The 18,731-nt window shown below is 68.7% G+C and carries 20 protein-coding genes; 11 read left to right on the plus strand and 9 right to left on the minus strand.

What is annotated here, in order from left to right; translation table 11 throughout:
- Positions 1-41: 41 nt before the first annotated feature.
- Positions 42-482 carry an RrF2 family transcriptional regulator gene (locus BLA15945_RS15770; protein WP_174992863.1) on the minus strand — a complete coding sequence of 147 codons (441 nt, stop codon included), beginning with the start codon at positions 480-482 and terminating at the stop codon, positions 42-44.
- Between the two features lie 140 nt (positions 483-622).
- On the opposite strand from BLA15945_RS15770, the gene BLA15945_RS15775 reads away from it, so the two are divergent.
- Complete coding sequence (locus tag BLA15945_RS15775; RefSeq protein ID WP_174992864.1) at positions 623-1,537, plus strand: NAD(P)/FAD-dependent oxidoreductase; 915 nt, start codon at positions 623-625, stop codon at positions 1,535-1,537.
- Between the two features lie 19 nt (positions 1,538-1,556).
- Here the strand turns inward: BLA15945_RS15775 and BLA15945_RS15780 are convergent, their stop codons facing one another.
- From BLA15945_RS15780 to BLA15945_RS15790, 3 genes are all read right to left on the minus strand, one after another.
- Positions 1,557-3,011 (minus strand): MFS transporter, encoded by a 1,455-nt coding sequence (locus tag BLA15945_RS15780; protein WP_174992865.1) that lies wholly within the window; start codon positions 3,009-3,011, stop codon positions 1,557-1,559.
- Between the two features lie 14 nt (positions 3,012-3,025).
- Positions 3,026-4,162, minus strand: a complete 1,137-nt coding sequence (psrA, locus tag BLA15945_RS15785; protein WP_174992866.1) for an iron-containing alcohol dehydrogenase PsrA — start codon at positions 4,160-4,162, stop codon at positions 3,026-3,028.
- A gap of 243 nt (positions 4,163-4,405) precedes the next feature.
- Complete coding sequence (locus BLA15945_RS15790) at positions 4,406-5,281, minus strand: LysR substrate-binding domain-containing protein (protein WP_059237593.1); 876 nt, start codon at positions 5,279-5,281, stop codon at positions 4,406-4,408.
- A 133-nt stretch (positions 5,282-5,414) separates the two neighbouring features.
- Between BLA15945_RS15790 and BLA15945_RS15795 the strand changes: the two genes are divergently transcribed.
- From BLA15945_RS15795 to BLA15945_RS15810, 4 genes are all read left to right on the plus strand, one after another.
- Complete coding sequence (locus tag BLA15945_RS15795) at positions 5,415-6,374, plus strand: LysR substrate-binding domain-containing protein (RefSeq protein ID WP_407045105.1); 960 nt, start codon at positions 5,415-5,417, stop codon at positions 6,372-6,374.
- A gap of 129 nt (positions 6,375-6,503) precedes the next feature.
- Positions 6,504-7,634, plus strand: coding sequence for a DSD1 family PLP-dependent enzyme (locus tag BLA15945_RS15800; protein WP_174992868.1), 1,131 nt, complete (start codon positions 6,504-6,506; stop codon positions 7,632-7,634).
- A 108-nt stretch (positions 7,635-7,742) separates the two neighbouring features.
- On the plus strand, positions 7,743-8,714 hold the full coding sequence (locus tag BLA15945_RS15805) for an ornithine cyclodeaminase family protein (RefSeq protein ID WP_174992869.1): 972 nt from the start codon (positions 7,743-7,745) through the stop codon (positions 8,712-8,714).
- Between the two features lie 23 nt (positions 8,715-8,737).
- Positions 8,738-9,460 (plus strand): HAD family hydrolase, encoded by a 723-nt coding sequence (locus BLA15945_RS15810; protein WP_174992870.1) that lies wholly within the window; start codon positions 8,738-8,740, stop codon positions 9,458-9,460.
- A 36-nt stretch (positions 9,461-9,496) separates the two neighbouring features.
- On the opposite strand, the gene BLA15945_RS15815 is transcribed toward BLA15945_RS15810, so the two are convergent.
- Together BLA15945_RS15815 and BLA15945_RS15820 are read right to left on the minus strand one after the other, a co-directional pair.
- Positions 9,497-10,114 (minus strand): glutathione S-transferase family protein, encoded by a 618-nt coding sequence (locus BLA15945_RS15815; protein WP_174992871.1) that lies wholly within the window; start codon positions 10,112-10,114, stop codon positions 9,497-9,499.
- Between the two features lie 90 nt (positions 10,115-10,204).
- Positions 10,205-10,573 (minus strand): YciI family protein, encoded by a 369-nt coding sequence (locus tag BLA15945_RS15820; protein WP_059237599.1) that lies wholly within the window; start codon positions 10,571-10,573, stop codon positions 10,205-10,207.
- Positions 10,574-10,654: 81 nt separating this feature from the next.
- Between BLA15945_RS15820 and BLA15945_RS15825 the strand changes: the two genes are divergently transcribed.
- From BLA15945_RS15825 to BLA15945_RS15840, 4 genes are all read left to right on the plus strand, one after another.
- The gene (locus BLA15945_RS15825; protein WP_059237600.1) at positions 10,655-11,122 is read left to right on the plus strand and encodes a MarR family winged helix-turn-helix transcriptional regulator; all 468 of its coding nucleotides are present in this window, start codon (positions 10,655-10,657) and stop codon (positions 11,120-11,122) included.
- A gap of 135 nt (positions 11,123-11,257) precedes the next feature.
- Positions 11,258-12,019 (plus strand): isocitrate lyase/PEP mutase family protein, encoded by a 762-nt coding sequence (locus tag BLA15945_RS15830; protein ID WP_059237601.1) that lies wholly within the window; start codon positions 11,258-11,260, stop codon positions 12,017-12,019.
- Positions 12,020-12,153: 134 nt separating this feature from the next.
- Complete coding sequence (locus tag BLA15945_RS15835; RefSeq protein ID WP_174992872.1) at positions 12,154-12,711, plus strand: carboxymuconolactone decarboxylase family protein; 558 nt, start codon at positions 12,154-12,156, stop codon at positions 12,709-12,711.
- A gap of 48 nt (positions 12,712-12,759) precedes the next feature.
- The gene (locus BLA15945_RS15840) at positions 12,760-13,605 is read left to right on the plus strand and encodes a helix-turn-helix domain-containing protein (RefSeq protein ID WP_174992873.1); all 846 of its coding nucleotides are present in this window, start codon (positions 12,760-12,762) and stop codon (positions 13,603-13,605) included.
- 30 nt (positions 13,606-13,635) lie between these two features.
- Here BLA15945_RS15840 and BLA15945_RS15845 read toward each other — a convergent pair whose 3' ends face one another.
- Positions 13,636-14,847 (minus strand): MFS transporter, encoded by a 1,212-nt coding sequence (locus tag BLA15945_RS15845; RefSeq protein ID WP_059237604.1) that lies wholly within the window; start codon positions 14,845-14,847, stop codon positions 13,636-13,638.
- A 70-nt stretch (positions 14,848-14,917) separates the two neighbouring features.
- Between BLA15945_RS15845 and BLA15945_RS15850 the strand changes: the two genes are divergently transcribed.
- The gene (locus BLA15945_RS15850) at positions 14,918-15,967 is read left to right on the plus strand and encodes an AraC family transcriptional regulator (protein WP_059237605.1); all 1,050 of its coding nucleotides are present in this window, start codon (positions 14,918-14,920) and stop codon (positions 15,965-15,967) included.
- 70 nt (positions 15,968-16,037) lie between these two features.
- Here BLA15945_RS15850 and BLA15945_RS15855 read toward each other — a convergent pair whose 3' ends face one another.
- Together BLA15945_RS15855 and BLA15945_RS15860 are read right to left on the minus strand one after the other, a co-directional pair.
- Positions 16,038-16,205 (minus strand): hypothetical protein, encoded by a 168-nt coding sequence (locus BLA15945_RS15855; RefSeq protein ID WP_174992874.1) that lies wholly within the window; start codon positions 16,203-16,205, stop codon positions 16,038-16,040.
- A gap of 56 nt (positions 16,206-16,261) precedes the next feature.
- Positions 16,262-18,151 (minus strand): DUF3857 and transglutaminase domain-containing protein, encoded by a 1,890-nt coding sequence (locus BLA15945_RS15860; RefSeq protein WP_174992913.1) that lies wholly within the window; start codon positions 18,149-18,151, stop codon positions 16,262-16,264.
- A gap of 366 nt (positions 18,152-18,517) precedes the next feature.
- On the opposite strand from BLA15945_RS15860, the gene BLA15945_RS15865 reads away from it, so the two are divergent.
- Positions 18,518-18,703: a hypothetical protein gene (locus BLA15945_RS15865; protein WP_174992875.1), complete on the plus strand. Its 186-nt coding sequence runs from the start codon at positions 18,518-18,520 to the stop codon at positions 18,701-18,703.
- The last annotated feature ends 28 nt before the right edge of the window (positions 18,704-18,731 follow it).

The following is an 18,731-nucleotide window of genomic DNA, read 5'->3' on the forward strand; positions in this document are numbered from 1 at the left end:
GATCGCACGTCAGGCGCGAGCGACCGCGATGCTGCGATGCGTCAGCGCGGCTGGCGCAGCCGGGCCGCCTTCGCCTCGAAATCGCGCGACAGCATGCCGAGCGTGACTTCGCCGAAGCGCGCCAGCAGCGATGCTTCGGCATCCTTCAGCGTGGCCGACAGATGTGCGTTGACGGCCTGTTCGACCAGGCATTCGGGCTCGTCCTCCGGCACCAGGTCGGAAAACAGCGGCGGCTCGCCCACCGCGCGATAGACGTCGAGTAGCGTGATGTCGTCGAGCGCGACGCTCAACGCCCAGCCACCGCCGTGCCCTTTCTCCGACTGCACGTAGCCGCCATCGCGCAGGCCGCCGAGCAAGCGCCGCACGACGACCGGATTCGTGCACAGCATCGTCGCGATCGTCTCCGACGTCAGCGGGCCGTCGGCCTGGTCCATGTGGATCAGCGCATGCAGCATGCGCGACAAACGGCTGTCGGTTCTCACGGGCGGCACTCCCCTCTCTCGAAACTTCTGAAGTTGCATGAATGATACCATCGCCCTATCATGCAACTTCTCGTGTTTCATGAGTTGGCCGCCAGCGGAGCACGTGTGTCATTCACGCAGGTTCAGAAAGGAGTGGATACATGGATACCCATCATGAAGTGATCGTGGTCGGCGGCAGCTTTGCAGGACTGTCGGCCGCGATGCAGCTGGCACGGGCACGCCGTCGCGTGCTCGTGATCGACGCAGGCCGGCCGCGCAACCGCTTTGCCGAACACGCGCACGGTTTCTTCGGACAGGACGGCAAGCCGCCCGCGCAGATCGTCGCGGAAGCGACCGCGCAGCTCGCCGCGTATCCGACGGTGCAGTTGATCGAAGGCGAGGCGCGCACGGCCGAACGCGATGCGAACGGCCGCTTTCACGTGACGCTGGCCGACGGCGGCCGCGCGAGCGCCGACCGGCTGATCCTCGCGACCGGCATCCGCGACGAGCTGCCCGCGCTGCCGGGGCTCGCCGAACGCTGGGGTGTCAGCGTGCTGCATTGTCCGTACTGCCATGGATACGAAGTAAGCGGCCAGCGGCTCGGCGTGCTCGCCACCCATCCGCTCTCGGTCCATCAGGCGATCCTGATTCCGGACTGGGGCCCGACGACGTGGTTCACGCAGGGCGTCGTCGAGGAAAACGACGAAGAAGCCGCGCTGCTCGCCGCGCGCGGCGTGCGCATCGCGCGCTCGCCGGTCGTCGAGATCCTCGGCGATGCACCGCGTATCGACGCACTGCGGCTCGCCGACGGTCAAATCGTGCCGGTCGAGGCGCTGTTCATCGGCGCGCGCACCGACATGGCCAGCGACCTCGCGCAGCAGCTCGGCTGCGCGTTCGACGAAGGGCCGCTCGGCACCGCGATTCGCGTCGATACGTGGAAACAGACGAGCGTCGCCGGCGTGTATGCGGCCGGCGACGCGTCGAGCCTGATGACCAACGCGACGTTCGCATCGGCATCGGGCGTCGCGGCCGGCGTGGGCGCACACCGGTCGCTGATTTTCGGGCTGCACGCGTAGGCTGGCAGGCAGCCGGGTGTCACGCGATGCGCGGCGCGGCGTCCACCGCCGGCTGCGCGTCGGCTTCCGCGCTGCACGCCTCGAGCGAAATCCGCCGCGTCTCGCGCCCGTTGATCCACCACAGGCCGGCCGCGAGCGGGCCCGGCAACGCGAGCACGAGCAGCACGAGCAGCACGATCAGCGCGGCCGACGGCGCGCCGGACATCGCGTAGACGTTCGTCAGCATCAGCGGCGCGATCACCGCGCCGAGCCGGCCGATCGCGACCGACACCCCGAGCCCCGTCGCGCGAATCCGCGTCGGCAGGATCTCGGACGACACGACATAACCCGAGATGTACGCCCATGTGACGCCGAACTGGATCAGGCAGTAGCCGAGCACCATGCCGGGCAGCGCATGCATCGCGTAGATGAACACGATCGCCGCGACGGTGAACGTGTAGCTCGCGAACAGCGACGCGCGCCGCCCCCACGCCTCGACGAGCAGCGCCGCGACGATACCGCCCGCGAGCGCCGCGGCGTTGCCGATCATGTAGTAGACCGGCATGTCGGTCGACGGTACCTTCATGTACGGCAGGATCACGAGCGCCATCAGCGACAGCACGCCGTACACGACGGCCGCCTGCGAGAAGTTCAGCGCCCCGGCCAGCGCGCAGCGCGCGCGGTACGCGCCGAACAGCTCGCCGACGTTGCGCCAGAACGCGGGCGCCTGGTGCGCGAAACGGGTCGGCGTATAACGTTTCGTCAGCTGCGCGCGATCGTTCTGCACCCGCGGATCGCGTGCCTCGCGCTCGACGATCTGCGCGACGATCGCTTCGGCTTCCGCCACGCGCCCCTGCTGGATCAGCCAGCGCGGCGACTCCGGAACCACGCGGCGAATCCAGAAGAACACCAGCGCCATCGTCGTGCCGAGGCCGAAGCCCACGCGCCACGCCCACTCGGCCGGCAACTGGTTCAGCACGAGATACGACACGGCCGCCGACAGCAACGCACCGACCGGGAAGCCCGACAGGATCAGCGCGTCGGTGCGGCCGCGATGGCGTTTCGGGATGAACTCGCCCATCGTCGCGGTCACCGCCGAATATTCGCCGCCGACGGCCAGCGCCGTCATCGCGCGGAAGAACAGGAACGCATCGTAGTTCCACGACAGCACGGTCGCGACGCTGAACAACGCGTACCAGAGCAGCGTCGCGAGAAACAGGCGCTTGCGGCCGTAGCGGTCGGCGAGATAGCCGAACGCGATCGCGCCGACGAGCATCCCGAACACCCAGATGCTGACCGCGAGCGAGCCCTGCGCGGCGCTCAGGTGCCAGTGCGACTTGAGCACGCCGAACACGCTGCCGATGATGTTGGTTTCGAACGAATCCAGCGCCCAGCCGACGCCGAGCGCGACCAGCATCAGCGTGTGAAAGCGTGTCCACGGCAGGTTGTCGAGACGCGTGAGCGCGTCGGTTTCGATCGGGTGAGACGGTGTCATGATGGAAGTCCTCGTCAGTGAAGCGCCCGCTCGGGCTGCTCCGGGCTGAAGTCGAAATGCGGAAAGCGTGCGCGCGTGCCGATGAAGTTGCGCCCGCGTGCGCCGTCGAATGCGTGATCCACGATCTGCGCCCATTCGTGCGCGCCGATCCCGTACGCGGCCGGGTGGCGCGCGACGCCGAGCGCGTCGAGCAACGCGCCGAGCTGCGCGGGCGCCGTCGCCGTATCGCCGAAGATCTCGCGCAGCGCGGCGTCGCACGCGGCGTCGACGCCGAGCGCCGCCTGCATCACGGCCGGCAGGCAGAACGAGCACGCGATGCCGTGCGCGACGCCGCGCGTCAGCGTGATCGCGTAGGAAATGTTGTGGGCGAGCGCGGTATGCGTGTTCGAGAACGCGAGCCCCGCGCGCAGCGCGCCCAGCGCCATGTCGCTGCGCGCGTCGAGATCGTCGGGATGCGCATTCACGCGGCCGAGGCCGCGTATCAGTTCGCGCGCCGCCTGCACGGCGAGGCCGCGTGTCACCGGGTTCGCATGGATGTTCCAGATGCTTTCGAGCGCGTGCGACAGCGCGTCGAGGCCGCTCGCGAGCGTCGGCTGCATCGGCAGGCCGACCATCAGCCGCGGATCGACGATCACCGTTTCCGGATAGAGATCGGGCCGCGACAGCGACAGCTTGCGCGCGTTGTGCGGATCCCAGACGGTCGCCCAGTGCGTCACTTCACTGCCGGTGCCGGCCGTGGTCGGGATCGCGACGATCGGCAGCGCAGGCCGCGCGGTATCGTCATTGCCGGCGCCGCCGGACAGGATGCGCAGCACGCGGTCGAAGTCGCCGTGTTCGGCGGCCAGCACTTTCGCCGAATCGATCACCGAGCCGCCGCCGAGCGCGATCAGCACGTCCGGCTTGCCGGGCAATGCGGCGAGCCGGTCGCACGCGCGACGCAGCATCGGCACCGACGGGTTCGCCTCGACGCAGTCGATCCGCGTGAGCGCCGGCCCGAGCTGTGCTTCGACACGGTCGGCGATCCGCGCGAACACCGCGTCGGGATACGTGACGATCGCGTAGCTGCGCCCGGCGAGCGCCTCGTTCAGATCCGCCAGCGCGTCGACGCCGAAGCGGATCCGGACGGGATTGTGAAAGCGCCAGTCGCTCATGCCGCCGCTCCCGCGCGACACGGCGTGCCGTGCACGTGCACGGCCCAATAATCTGCATGACGAATCATGCGGGAAGGCCAATCTGCAGCGAAGTTCATGCTCGTCCCTGGATGGAATGGGGTTGAGCAGCAGGTTAGGCATCCGCGATGACGCGTTCATGATCGAAAATCCCGGTGATCGACGATGGATCGACCGAAATTTTCGATCGATCGCCGCCGCGGGCCGGCACCGGACGATCCGCTGTCACGCGTCGAGCGGCCGGCACCGCGCGACCGCCTCGAAAAACGACGCGACCAGCCGGCTGTCGCGCCGCTCGCTCAGGCAGCACACGTGGATATGGGTTTCGACCGGATCGCCGTCGATGCGCAGCGGCCGCAGCCGCTCGTCGGGCACGTACTCGGCCTTCGACACGGTGCCGACGCCGAGCCCGCGCGCGACGGCCTCGCGCAACGCCTCGCGGCTGCCGATGTCCATCGCGATGCGCGGCGTCAGGCCGGCCGTCTCCATCGCGTCTTCGAGCGCGCGGCGCGTCGTCGAGCCCGGTTCGCGCATCAGCAGCGGCTCGCCGGCCAGTTCGCGCAGCGTGATCGCGTCGCGCGTCGCGAACGGATGGGTCGCGCGCACGAACGCGATCACCGGAAAGCTCGCATAGCGCTGCGTGAAGTAGCGCGCGTCCTCGAACGCACGCGCCACCACGCCGACGTCGCACACGTACTGGTCGAGATCGCGCAGCACGGTTTCCGAATTGCCGAGCGCGACCGACAGGTGCAGGCGCGGATGAATCGCGTGATACGCCTCGATCATCTCCGTCACGTGGAACGGGCCGACCGCGCCGATCCTCAGCGAGCCGCGCTGCAACGCACCGCTGTCGCGCAGCAGCGCGGCCGCGTCGCTCTCGTCGCTGCAGATGCGGCGCGCGATCGGCAGGAATTCGAGGCCGACCGCCGACAGTTCGACGCGCCGGCCGCGCCGGTGGAACAGCTCGACGCCGTGTTCGTGTTCGAGGGTCTGGATCTGCGACGTGATCGTCGTCTGGCTGGTGGACAGCGCACGGGCGGCCGCGGTGAAGCCGCCGTGCTGGACGACGGCGATGAAGCTGCGAAGCTGGGTGAGGGTCATGACGGACGGTCGGTCAATCGATCGGAAAATTCGTGCCGAATGCCGGACGGCATCGGGAAATTCAATGTATCGGCCGAATGTGACAAGCGCGGTCCCGCCGCGTCGATGGCTTCGCCGCGTGATATGCGGTTTAATGACCGACGCCCCCAGCATTAAGAGACATGAAATGCTCGATCTCGACGACCTGCGGCTCGTCCGCGCGATCGGCGCGTCGCGCTCACTGGCCGCTGCCGCGCGCCTGCTCGACCTCACGCCGCCCGCGGTCACGATTCGCCTGCAGCGGATGGAAGCGCGCCTGAACGCGCGGCTCGCGGTGCGGCAGCCGAAAGGGATTGCGCTGACCGACGAAGGGCAGCGGCTCTACCAGGAGGCCGTCGGCATTCTCGAGCGCGTGGAGGCGCTGCCGGTCAGCATCGCGGGCGATCACGGCGACGTGCAGGGCACGCTGCGCGTCGTCGCTCCGCTCGGCTTCGGCCGCCAGTACGTCGCGCGGATCGTGCGCGATGTGCAGCGCGCGCACCCGAAGCTCGAAATCTCGCTGCACCTGTCGGAGAGCCCGCTGACCAGCGCGCCGGGAGCCGACGTGGTCGTCCATGTCGGCAGCCTCAGGTCGTCGTCGTGGATCGGCTATCCGCTCGCGCCCAACGAGCGTTTCCTGTGTGCGAGCCCGGCTTATGCGCGCCGCATCAAGGACCTGAATCATCCGTCCGACCTCGCGCGATACGACTGCCTGTGCCTGCGCGAAAACGACGAGGACATTCCGCGCTGGCGTTTCTCGCCCGATGGTGACGTCAAGGGTGAGTCGCGGCGGTCCGCCGTCATTCGCGTTTCCGGCGCGCTGTCGTCGAACGACGGCACCGTCATCACCGAATGGGCGCTGGCCGGGCTCGGCATCGTCGAACGCTCGGAGTGGGACGTCGCGCCGCTACTCGCGAACGGCAAGCTCGTCCGGCTGCTGCCCGGCTGGCACCTGCCGTCCGCGCCGGTGACGGCGCTGTTGCCGTCGCGCACCGGCCGTTCGGCGCGCCAGCGGGTCTTTCTCGAAGCCGCGCGGCAGTTTCTCGATCCGCCGCCGTGGCGTGCCAACGCATGAGTCGCGCCACGCGTCCGCGAGGTCCGCTTGATTAAGTCGCATTTAATGATGGATTAGTCCCGCGTTAAACACGGTGCATGCCAATCGTCCTACAGTGTCCGCATCGGCAACCTCGCAATCGAACCCATCGTGGACCTTCAAACCCTCAACACCCCGGCCGCGTTGATCGATGTCGGCCGCATGCATCGCAACATCGCACGCATGCAGGCGCATCTGGACACGTTCGGCGTCACGTTCCGGCCGCACGTCAAAACCACCAAATGCCGGCACGTCGTCGATGCGCAGATCGCGGCGGGCGCACCGGGCATCACGGTGTCGACGCTCAAGGAAGCCGAGCAGTTCTTCGCGGGCGGCGTACGCGACATCGTCTATGCGGTCGGCATGGTGCCCGCCAAGCTCGGCCAGGCGCTTGCGTTGCGCCGGCAAGGCTGCGACCTGAAGATCGTCGCCGACAGCCTGCAGGCCGCGCACGCGATCGCCGCGTTCGGGCGCGAGCACGGCGAACGCTTCGACGTGTGGATCGAGGTCGACGTCGACGGCCACCGCTCGGGCATCCCGCCCGCAGCCGACCTGCTGATCGACGTCGGCCGCGCACTGGTCGACGGCGGGATGGTGCTCGGCGGGGTGCTGGCCCATGCGGGCTCCAGCTACGAATTCGACACGCCCGACGCGCTGGCGGCGGTCGCCGAACAGGAGCGCAGCCGCACCGTGCGGGCCGCGGAGCGCCTGAGAGCCGCCGGGCTGCCCTGCCCGGTCGTGAGCATCGGCTCGACGCCCACCGCGCTGTCGGCGCAACGCCTCGACGGCGTGACCGAGGTGCGCGCCGGCGTGTATGTGATGTTCGACCTGGTGATGCACAACATCGGCGTATGCGGACTGTCCGATATCGCACTGTCGGTGCTGACCACCGTGATCGGCCATCAGGAAGAGAAAGGCTGGGCGATCGTCGATGCAGGCTGGATGGCGATGAGCCGCGACCGCGGCACGCAGCGCCAGGCGCACGATTTCGGCTACGGGCAGGTCTGCGCCGAAGCCGGCGACGTGCTCGACGACTACGTGATGAGCGCGGCCAACCAGGAGCACGGGATCGTATCGCGCACGGGCTCGCCGGACACCGGCATCGCGCAACGGTTTCCGATCGGCACGCGCCTGCGCATCCTGCCGAATCATGCGTGCGCGACCGGCGCGCAACATCCCGAATACCAGGCCATCGGCCAAGACGGCGCCGCACAAACATGGCCGCGCTTCTACGGCTGGTGAGCGACGCCCGGGGTCCACGCCGCTCCGCCACGGATTGACTATTTATCCAAATCTGGACAAAATTTAAACACCTTCGATTCGTCTTGCGCCGAAAAGGCGCTCCCGACCATGCCGACAGACGCCCGACTCCTGCTTCTCGACCGCGATGCCGTCGCGCCCGCCCTTCAGGCCGGACAAGTCATGACGGCGGTCCGCGAAGCCTTCGTGCTGCACAGTCGGCGGGCCGGACGCGTATTCCCGGTGGTGCGCGAGAAGCTGCACACCGGCGGCGTGTTCGGCATCAAGTCGGGCGACGTCGCCGGCCAGGATCTGCTCGGTTTCAAGGCGGCCGGGTTCTGGCCGGGCAACCGGCGCGTCGGCGGCGAGCCGCATCAGGCCACCGTCGCACTGTTCGATCCGGCGACGGGCCGCCCGCTGTGCATCATGGACGGCAACGCGATCACCACCGCGCGGACCGGCGCAGCCGGCGGCCTCGGGCTGCAACAGCTCGCCCGCCCCGACAGCACGCGGATCTGCGTGTTCGGCACGGGCGTGCAGGCGCGCGTCCAGCTCGACTACGCGCTGAGCCTGCTGCCGCAGCGGTGCACGGTGCGGTACGTGAACGTCAGCGGCGAGCCGGACCCGGAGTTCGAATCGGCCTTCCTGGAGCGATGCACGATCAGCATGGCGCGCGACCGGAACGACACGGTGGCCAACAGCGACGTGGTCATCACGGCAACACCCGGCGGCGGTGCGTTGTTCGACGCGGCCGCGGTTCAGCCGGGCACCCATCTGACCTGCGTGGGCGCCGATACCGCAGGCAAGCGCGAGCTGCCGGCCGGCGTGCTGGAACGCGCGCGCATTTTCGTGGACGATCACGACCAGGCGCGCCGCATCGGCGAGTGCCAGTGGGCGCCGGATTTGCCGCGCACGGAAATCGGTGACATCCTCGCCGGTGCGGCGTCGGTCGACCGTGCCGCGCACGACATCACCGTGTTCGACATGACGGGGCTCGCGCTTCAGGACCTGACCGTCGCACGCTTCCTGTATCGGCACGCCCTCGACAACGGCACCGGAACCTCCGTTCCGTGGCCCTGGTAAGCAACCCTCCTCTTTCAACCGCCATGCGTCTCGCCAAAGTTTCCGCCGTCTCGTTCGATCTCGACGACACCCTGTGGCCGTTCGGGCCTTCCGTCATACGAGCCGAGGCGCTGCTGCGCGCATGGTTGATCGAGCGCGCACCCAATACCGGGCGTGTGCTGCCCACGCAACAGGCATTGAGCGAGCTCCGTGAGGAATACGAACGGCTGCGCCCGGACCTCGCCGGCGATTTTCGCGCGATGAGAATCGGCTCGATCCAGCTGGCGCTGGCGCGCGCGAACGAAGATGTCGCGTTGACCGACGCCGCGTACGACGTGTTCTATGCCGCGCGGAACCGCGTCGAATTCTATGAAGACGCATTGCCAGCACTCGCGTGGTTGAGCGCCCGTTTTCCGTTGATTGCCGTGACCAACGGCAACGCGGATCTCCGGCTGACCGGCGGCGGCGAATTCTTCCGCACGACGCTCAGCGCGCGCGCATTCGGCTTCGCGAAGCCGGAACCCGAGATCTTCCATGCGGCGGCGGACGCACTCGGCGTGCGTCCGGCCGAACTGCTGCACGTCGGCGACGACTTCCACCTCGATATCGTCGGCGCGCTGAATGCGGGGCTTCAGGCCGCATGGGTCGTTCGCGACCCGCGGCCGGCAACGGAACCCACCCCGCAGCAGGCCGCGACGCCGCACCTCACACTGCGCGACCTGTCGATGCTGTGTCGCGCACTCGGCGGCCCCGACGACGTGTCGTGACCGCAACCGGGTGCGGCGCATGCCCGCATCGCGCCGTCACGCCGCCTTGCGTGCATCCGCGATCCGCTGCGGCGCCTTCGGCCGCGCATACAGCCGCTCGAGATACGCGCGCAGTTGCGGGAACGGTTCGATCAGGTGGCATTCGCTCGCCCAGTCGATCAGGTAGACCGTCACGCAATCGGCCACCGTCAGCGAATCGCCGACGATGAAGTCGCGCCCTTCGAGATGCTTGTCGAGGATCGCGGCCATCGTCGTGAAATCCTCGCGCGCCAGCTCGATATCGGCCGGCGAGCGCTTCTCCGGCGGATAGATGAACGAATGCCGCGTAATTCGCCACAGCGGCTGCTCGAGCTCCGTCACCGCGAACATGACCCACCGGTAGGCCTCCGCACGCAGCGCCGGGTCGGTGGGCAGCAGCCCTTTTTCCGGGTACTTGTCCGCGAGGTACAGCACGATTGCGGCCGACTCGGGAATCACGAGGTCGCCGTCCACCAGCACGGGCACCTTGCCGGCCGGGTTGAGGCGCAGGAACTCGGGCCGCCGGTGCTCGCCCTCGAGCAGATTGACCGACACGAATTCGAAGTCCGCATCCAGTTCCTTCAGCCCCCACAGCGCGCGTTGCGAACGCGTGCCGGCAAATCCGTAAAGCTTCATCGCCAATCTCCATCCAGAATGTCGGGAAAATATCCGCCTGCCGGCCACGGCGCATCGACGCGACGCGCGGCGCCCGGCACGACGGGTCGCTCACGCGCCGGGAATCGCCAGCACCGGCATCACGTCGATCGCCACGCCCGGGAACAGCGTGAAATGCGGATGGCCTTCGAACAGCGCGGCGGCCGCCTCGTGCGACGCCGCGCGCACGACCGTAAAGCCGCTCAGCGCGTTGGCCGTGTCCTTGATGCCGCCCGCGTCGATGGTCTTGGTCTTGCCGAGCGGCCCGCCCATCTCGACGATCGCGTCGCGATGACGGTCGACCCACGCATGCCATGCGGCAATGCCGTCCCGCTCGCGCGTGCGCCGCGCCTCCTCCGGAAGCGCCACCCACGCCTTCATGGCCGGACTATCCTTGGTCCCGAGAAATACGGCGAGATACAACTGCTGTTGAGCACTCATGCCTTCTCCTCCGATGACGGGCGCGGCGGGCTGCCGCGCCTCGACCTTGACAAGATAGGTTGATATCAACACAATTGCAACATGGCACGAAAAGAAACGCTTCCTTTCGAAACGACGCTGATGGTGCGCGATTGCTGCCTGTGCCTGCACATGCAGCGCGCGGCGCGCAATCTTGCGCGCATCTTCGACGATGCACTGCGCCCGCTCGACCTCACCAACGGCCAGTTCTCGCTGCTGATGTCGCTGAACCGGCCTCAACCGGCCCCGATGAAATCGGTCGCGTCGCTGCTCGCGATGGACCGCACCACGCTCACCGCCGCGCTCAAACCGCTCGAGCGGCGCGGCCTCGTGACGATCATCCAGGACCCGGACGACCGGCGCAGCCGCCTGCTCGAACTGACGCCGGCCGGCCACGACCTGCTGGCCGACGCGTTCCCGCTGTGGCAGCAGACCCATGCCGACATCGAGCGCCCGTTCGCACCGGGCGAAGTCGATCAGTTGCGCGGCCAGTTGCGTGCGCTATCGGTCGATCCGGCGGCACGCGACTGAACCGGCGCGCGACCGGTTGCCGGTCTCCTGCCATTCCTTGTCAGTTGTCATCGTACGAATGCCTCACGGCACCCGATTCGGTGGCAATATCGCTCGGCACGACAACCAATCCGGTCTTCACAAGGAGGAGCGAGCATGAGCAGCAACGAGAAAGGCGCGTATTTCCGGTCGCTACACCGCGCGGGCCAGCCGCTGGCGCTGTTCAACGTGTGGGATGCCGGCAGTGCGCGCACGGTCGCCGACGCGGGCGCCGTCGCACTGGCAACCGGCAGCTGGTCGGTCGCGGTGGCCAACGGTTTCGTCGACGGCGAGCAGATGCCGCGCGCGCTGATGATGGAGGTGCTCGAACGAATCACGCGCGCAACGGACCTGCCCGTCACCGTCGATCTCGAAAGCGGGTACGGCGAGCGGCCGGACGATGTCGGCGACACGATCACGCTGAGCATCCAGGCCGGCGCGATCGGCTGCAACCTCGAAGACAGTGTTCCGGCAACGGGCGAATTGCGTGACACCGAAGCAGCGGCAGCCCGGATCGCCGCGGCACGGCAGGCGGCCGATCGTGCGGGTGCCGACTACTTCATCAATGCGCGCACCGACGTGTTCTTCAAGGCAGCGGCCGATACGCACGACGAACGCCTGCTCGACGCGACGCTGGCGCGCGCACGTGCGTATGCGGCAGCCGGGGCCGACGGCCTGTTCGTGCCGGGCCTTCGCTCGCCGGCGCTCATTCGCGCGCTGACGGCCGCGTCGCCGCTGCCCGTGAACGTGATGCGCGTCGCGGAAACGCCGACGCTCGCCGACTTCGCGGAATACGGCGTGGCGCGCATCAGCCACGGGCCCTATCCGTATCTGCAGGCGATGAAGACGCTGGCTTCGATGGTCAAGCAAGGCGGCTAGCGGATTCGCGGAGCGGTCGCGCGCCGGGTGTGCATCGAACGATTACATTGCATGTAATTGGCGCACGACACGCACGCTCTTACGCTTCGGGTGTCGCGCCGCCATTCCGGCGGCGCTCCTCGCCCGGGAACATCATGTCCGCCTATCCGCTTCATACGATCGATTCCGCGCCGGCCGAATCGAAGCCTGTCCTCCGGCAGCTCCAGCACACCTTCGGCATCGTCCCGAACATCGCGGCAGCCATGGCCGCGTCGCCGGTGCTGATCAACGGCTTCATCGGCCTGTTCGAGCGCGTGCATGCCAGCAGCCTCACCGAGCCGCAGATCCAGACGCTGCTGCTCACCAACGCGGTGACGAACGCAAGCGAATGGCCGGTCGCGTTCCATACCGCGCTCGCGCTGAAACAGGGGGTGGCGCCCGCCGACGTCGATGCGATCCGGCGCGGCGACCTGCCCGCCGACGCGAAACTGGCCGCGCTGTCGGCCACGGCGCGCGCGCTGATCGACACGCGCGGCCACCTGGCCGACGCCGACCGGCAGTCGTTTCTCGACGCGGGATTCGGCGCCGGGCAGTTGCTGGAAGTGATCGCCGTCGTCGCCGCGTCGACGATCACGAACTACGTCGGCAGCGTCGCGCAGCCCGCGCTCGAAGCGCCGTTCGACGCATTCGCGTGGCATGCGCATGCCGCGTGAGTCCGATATAGTCGTTCGCGTCGATCACGGAACGATCAGGCCCCCCCGATGAACGCCAGCCGCCGCGATCCGGACACGCCGCCGCACGAACTGGGCCAGTTGCTGCGCTACTGGCGCGACGTGCGCGGCGTGAGCCAGCTCGACCTGTCGCTCGACGCGGGCATCTCGCAGCGCCAGATCAGCTTCATCGAAAGCGGACGCAGCGTGCCGGGCCGCGACACGCTGCTGACGCTCGCGCAGGCGCTGGACGTGCCGCTGCGCGAGCGCAACGCGCTGCTGCTCGCGGCCGGCTATGCGCCGGTGTATTCGGAAGCGCCGTGGGATGCGCAGGAGATGCATGGCGTGATCCGCGCGCTCGAACGCGTCGTACGGCAGCACGAGCCGTTTCCGGCGATCGTGATGGACCGCCACTGGAACGTGTTGATGACCAACGATGCGGCGCCGCGCTTTTTCGGCTGCTTCATCGACATGGCTGCGCGCGAAGGCCCGCGCAACCTGCTGCGCCTGATGTTCGATCCGCACGGCATGCGGCCGTTCGTGGCCGACTGGGGCACCGTGTCGCGCAGCCTGCTGCAGCGCGTGCATCGCGAATCGGTCGGCCGCGTGCTCGACGACGAAACCCGGCAGTTGCTCGACGACCTGCTCGCCAGCCCCGATGCGCCGCGCGACTGGAACACGCCGCCGGCGCCGGCCGCCGCGCCGTCGCTGCCGGTCATCCCGATCGGCTTTATCCACGAAGGCGTCGTGCTGCGTTACTTCTCGTTGATCACGACGGTCGGTACGCCGCAAAGCGCGGCTGCGCAGGAACTGCGCATGGAGTGCATGTTTCCGGCCGACGACGCGACCGAAGCGCGTCACCGGCAACTGCTCGACGCGCACGCGCCGGTACGTTGAGCGGCGGGCCGGGCGGCCCGCCGGCATCCGTCATTCCGCCAGCGCGGACACCACGCCGACGCGCTTCGGCACGCCGGTCACGATCGTCGCGACCGCGACCGCCAGCACGACGGCCGCGCCGACGAACACGCCGGCCGCGCCGTTCGCGTCGAACACGACGCCACCGGCCGCCGCCCCCGTCGCGATCGCGAGCTGGATGGCCGCGACGATCAGCCCGCCCGCGCTCTCGGCCTCGTCGGGCACGGTACGCGTGACCCACGTCGACCACGCGACCGGCACGCCGCCGAACGCCATCCCCCACAACGCGACGAGCACCGCGTCGATCATCGGCGCACGGCCGAGCGCGACGAGCGCGATGCCGAGCACGACCATCAACGCGGGCATGCCGATCAGCATCGGCCGCAGTCGGTGTTCGAGCACGCGGCCGGCCAGCGACGTGCCGACGAAGTTCGCGATGCCGTAGCCGAGCAGGATCGCCGACAGCCCGTTCACGCCGACACCTGCCACCTGTTCGAGGAACGGCCGCAGATACGTGAAGAACGCGAAATGCCCGGTGAACACGAGGATCGTCGCGAACATCCCGAGGCCGACGGTCGGCCGGCGCAGCACGTCGATCAGCGTACGCAGCCGCGTCGTGCCGCTCGGCGGCATCGACGGCAGCGTGAGGATCTGCGACACGAACGAGAGGCCGCCGAGCGCGGCCGCGATCAGGAACACGTTGCGCCAGCCGATCAGGTGGCCGAAGTAGCTGCCCATCGGCGCGGACGCGATCGTCGCGACCGCCACGCCGCTGAAGATGATCGACAGCGCGCGCGGCACCATCGACGTCGGCACGAGCCGCATCGCGGTGGCCGTCGCCATCGTCCAGAAGCCGCCGAGCGCGATGCCGAGCACGACGCGCCCGATCAGCAGCGTCGTCAGGTTCGGCGCGAACGCGACCGCCAGGTTCGACGCGACGAGCAGCACCGAGAACACGAGCAGCACGCGCCGCCGGTCGATCGTGCGCGTCAGCGCCGAGATCAGCAGGCTCGTGACGAGCGCGACCGTCGCGGTGGCCGTGACGGCCTGCCCGGCCACGCCTTCGGTCACGCCGAGGCTGTCGGCCATCGGCGTCAGCAGGCTCGCCGGCAGGAATTCGGCCGTGACGAGCCCGAACACGCCGAGCGCCATCGCGAATACCGCGCCCCAGGCCGGTTCGCGGGGGGCCGCCGTCGAGGCGGCCGAGGAGATTCCGGGATTCATGCGTGGTTCCGTGTCGGTTAGGGAAAGTACTGATGAGGGCGTATCGTAAGGAACCACGTCAGGACGGTCTATGACATACAATCCGTGCTTATTGATCGAACGTCCGAATCTCGATATGTCCGAGCCTCTTCTGCCCCCGATTCCCGATGTGCACGACCTCGTCAGCGAGCTGCTGCTGGGGATGCGCCTGAGCGGCGTGCAGTACCGCCGCATCCAGGTCGCGCGGCCGTTCGGGCTGAATTTCGGCCATGTGACGGGCCGCGCGCAGTTCCATTTCGTCGTGCGCGGGCCCGTGCTGCTGCGCGATGCGTCGGGCGAGACGATGCGGCTCGAGGCCGGCGACGCGATCCTGCTGCCGCACGGCCGCGTGCACGCGCTGGTGTCGGACGCGGATGCGCCGTGCCACGAACTCAACGGCTTCGAGGTCGCGAAGATCTGCGACACGGTCGCGTCGGTGGCATCGGCCGGTGCGTCGCCGGCCCGTTGCGCGACGACCGAGCCGGGCGCCGGCGATGCGCTGATCTTCAGCGCGTGCATGGAACTCGATCTCGGCGGCATGCAGCCGCTGGTCGGCACGATGCCCGAGTTCATGCATGTGGGCACGCTGCTCGCGCGCTACCCGGAAATCCGCCCGATGCTCGACGCGATGGAGCGCGAAGCATGCACGGCGCGCGCGGGCTTCGCGGGCATTCTCGCGCGGCTCGCGGATGTGGTCGCGGCGTTCATCGTGCGCGGCTGGGTCGAGTGCGGATGCGGCGACGCGACGGGCTGGGTGCAGGCGCTGCGCGAGCCGAAGCTCGGCCGCGCGATCGTCGCGCTGCATCGCGACCCCGGTCGCAACTGGAGCGTCGCGGAACTCGCGACCGAAGCGGGCGTGTCGCGCTCGGTGTTCGCCGAACGGTTTCTCGCGGCGACCGGGATGACGCCCGTGCGCTACCTGACCGAGCTGCGGATGCGGCTCGCCGCGCAGTGGATCGCGCGCGACCGCGAGACGATCGAAGCCGTCGCGTACCGGCTCGGCTACGGCTCGCTGGCCGCGTTCAGCCGTGCGTTCAAGCGCGTGGTCGGCAAGCCGCCGGGTGCGGTGCGCGCGGACGGTGAGGTGCGCGTCGAAGCATGATGCGTCGCGCGTGAGGCTCGCGACGGCCGCCAGGCGTCGCTCAAGTCACCGCCACGCACGATGGCAGCGCTCAGCCGCTGCGCGCTTCCAGCCGGTCGACCAGCGCCGTCGCGCACTGCACGGCAAGCGCCGCGCAGTGCTCCGCATCGACGACCGCGCCGCTCGCCACGGTGCCTTGCACGATCCGGCCCAGCAATTCCTTCGAGAGATCGGCGATCTCGTGATCCCGTTCCGTCATGATGTCCCTCCTGCGCGTCGACCGATCGCATCGATGCGCTCACTTCCCCTGCCCGTTCAGCGCCCTTTCGCCCGCACGACGATCTGCGCCTGCGTGTCGCGTTCGATGCGCTCGAGCGACGCGCGCAGCGCCGTGAATTCGTCCGGCGTACACACCTGGCGGCCGAAATTCGCCGTCATCCGCCGCGTGACCTGCACGACACGCGCGGCGTCGTCGAAAACGTAATGCGACGTGAAGTCGACGAAGCGGTCGTGCACGGCCGTATCGGCCGGCAGGTCGGTCACCGCGACGTCGGCCGGCAGCGCGATCTCGCCGGTTTCGTCGAACGTGCCGCCGATGCAGCCCCACGGCTGCGTGCGCACGGGTTCGGCCAGCCAGCCTTCAACCTGCGTCGCGATGCCGCCCGTCAGGCTCGACAGCGCGGGTAACGCGGTCGTGCCGTCGGGCCACACGAAATGGTCGAGCGTGCCCGACATCGTCACGTCGAATGGCCCGTCGGTCACGTGCCGGTCGCTGGTCGACAGTTGCGCGCGGCCGCGCAAGCCGCTTTGCCGCAGACGGTTGTTCGCGAGCTGCGCGATGAGGTCGGGCGTCGCGCGGCGAAACAGGTTGCGTTCGAGTTCGGCCGTCCAGCCGTCGTCCTCGATGTACGCATGAAAACGCGTGGCCCCCGGCCCGGCGGCATCGATCTCGACCCGCGCGATGCGCCCGCGCGGCTGCGTGGCCGGCGTGCGCGACAGTACGCCCGTGTCGACGAGCAGCGCGGGACGGTCCATCACGATCGGCGGCAGATAACCGAACGCGATGCCGGCCGTCGTCGTGTCCGCATAGAGCGCGAGATCGGGCAGCCACGTGATCGCGTGATTGATCGCACCGCCGCCGTAGCCCGGCACCGACGGCAGCGTGTAGACGGGCCCGAGATTGAGCAGCACCGGCTCGCTGCGGATGCCGACCGCCGCGAGCAGCGCGCCGAACAACGCGACATGATCCTTGCAGTCGCCGTAGCGGTTGCGCAGGATGTCCGTCACGCGATGCGGCGCGGCGGCCGTTTCACCGAGAAACAACCCGACGTAGCGGATGTTCGCCTGCACCCAGTCGTACAGGATGCGCGCCTTGTCGCGCGGATCGGCAACGCCCGCGGTGAGTGCGCGCGCCAGCCGCTCGACGGCCGGATCGTCCGCGGCCGGATCGACGGCCGCGTTGCGGTAGCGCGCGGCGAACGCCGCATAGTCGGGCAGCGTCGACACGACGAGCCGGTCGCCGTAGGTCGGGTAGCCGACCGCGCCGCTCTCGATGCGGTCGTACGGGCCGTGCCGGTAGTCGAACGCGTAGCGCGTGCGGCCGTTCGCGGTGACCGGCGGCAGCGCGACGTAGCCGCGCGCATCCGCGTACAGCGGCATGTCGGCCGGCACGTCGAAGATCAGCCGCTGGCTGTCGACCGGCTCGCGCGACGGCTCGACCGTGTAGCCGAAGTAGCCGCAGTTGACCGGCTTCGTGCGGGTCTTGCGGAACGCCACGCGCGTGCTCGACCCGGCTTCGACGCCGGGAAATACGACGGTGCGCAACAGCCCGTCCTGGAACGTCGGCGCGCCGGCCGAGCGCGGCTCCTGCACGTCGCGGATGCCGCCCGCGTCGACCGGATGCGCGACACCGTCGCGGTCGATCGTCTCGGCGGCGAGCAGGTCCACCTTCTCGAGGTTCTTGTCGAACCACACGTAGCGCTGCGCGATTGCATCGATACCGCTCGCGTTGTTCGCGCGCAGCGTCGAATCGTCGTGCTCGTCGAGCGAACCGTCGTGCTGGATCACGAATTCGTGGACATCGCTGACGACGGTGACGGGCGCATCGCTGCCGGTGTCGCGCGTATCGGCCACAGCCGCTCCCGCGCCAAATGCAACCGCGCAGATCAGCAGGCAGCCAGTCCATCGGGAAGAAAAATGCACCACGTCGAAGCTCTCCGCGCGTTCGCGGCTGGACGCCTGGGCCGCGCACCGGTGCGGGGACATGCCACACGTGACGCGCACATGACAGGCCCCGCGCCGCCTGCCCGTCGTGCGACCCAGTGTGGGTGACGTGCCGCCGAGCGTCAAGCCGTCCGGCCGGAAGCCGTCACGCGCCGCATCCGGCCGGACACGGCGACACTCCACGCCGCTCGGCCCCCGAATATCGCCGCCCAACAACCGCTTCCGCGTACGAGCGGCATTTATATCATGTCGTGATATATAATCGATTCAGGAACATCCGGCGTACGACGTCGGCTGCGCAGGCAAAGCACAGCCGAACGCGACCCGCCGACATGGGAAGGAGACATCATGCTGATCAACAACGATTTCGAAATCGGGTACCTCGTGATCGCGTTCGCGCTGCTGGGCGTGATCCTGTTCGGCGCGCTGCTGACGGCGCTGCATCTCGAACGGTGGCACCCGAAACTGGTCGGCGCCGCACTCGGCGCGCTGCTCGGCATCGTGCTGATCGAAGCGATGCCGATGCTCTCGTGACCACGCCCCGGCGCCCATTCGTCCGATC

It is taken from the genome of Burkholderia arboris, from assembly GCF_902499125.1.
GTDB lineage: Bacteria > Pseudomonadota > Gammaproteobacteria > Burkholderiales > Burkholderiaceae > Burkholderia > Burkholderia arboris.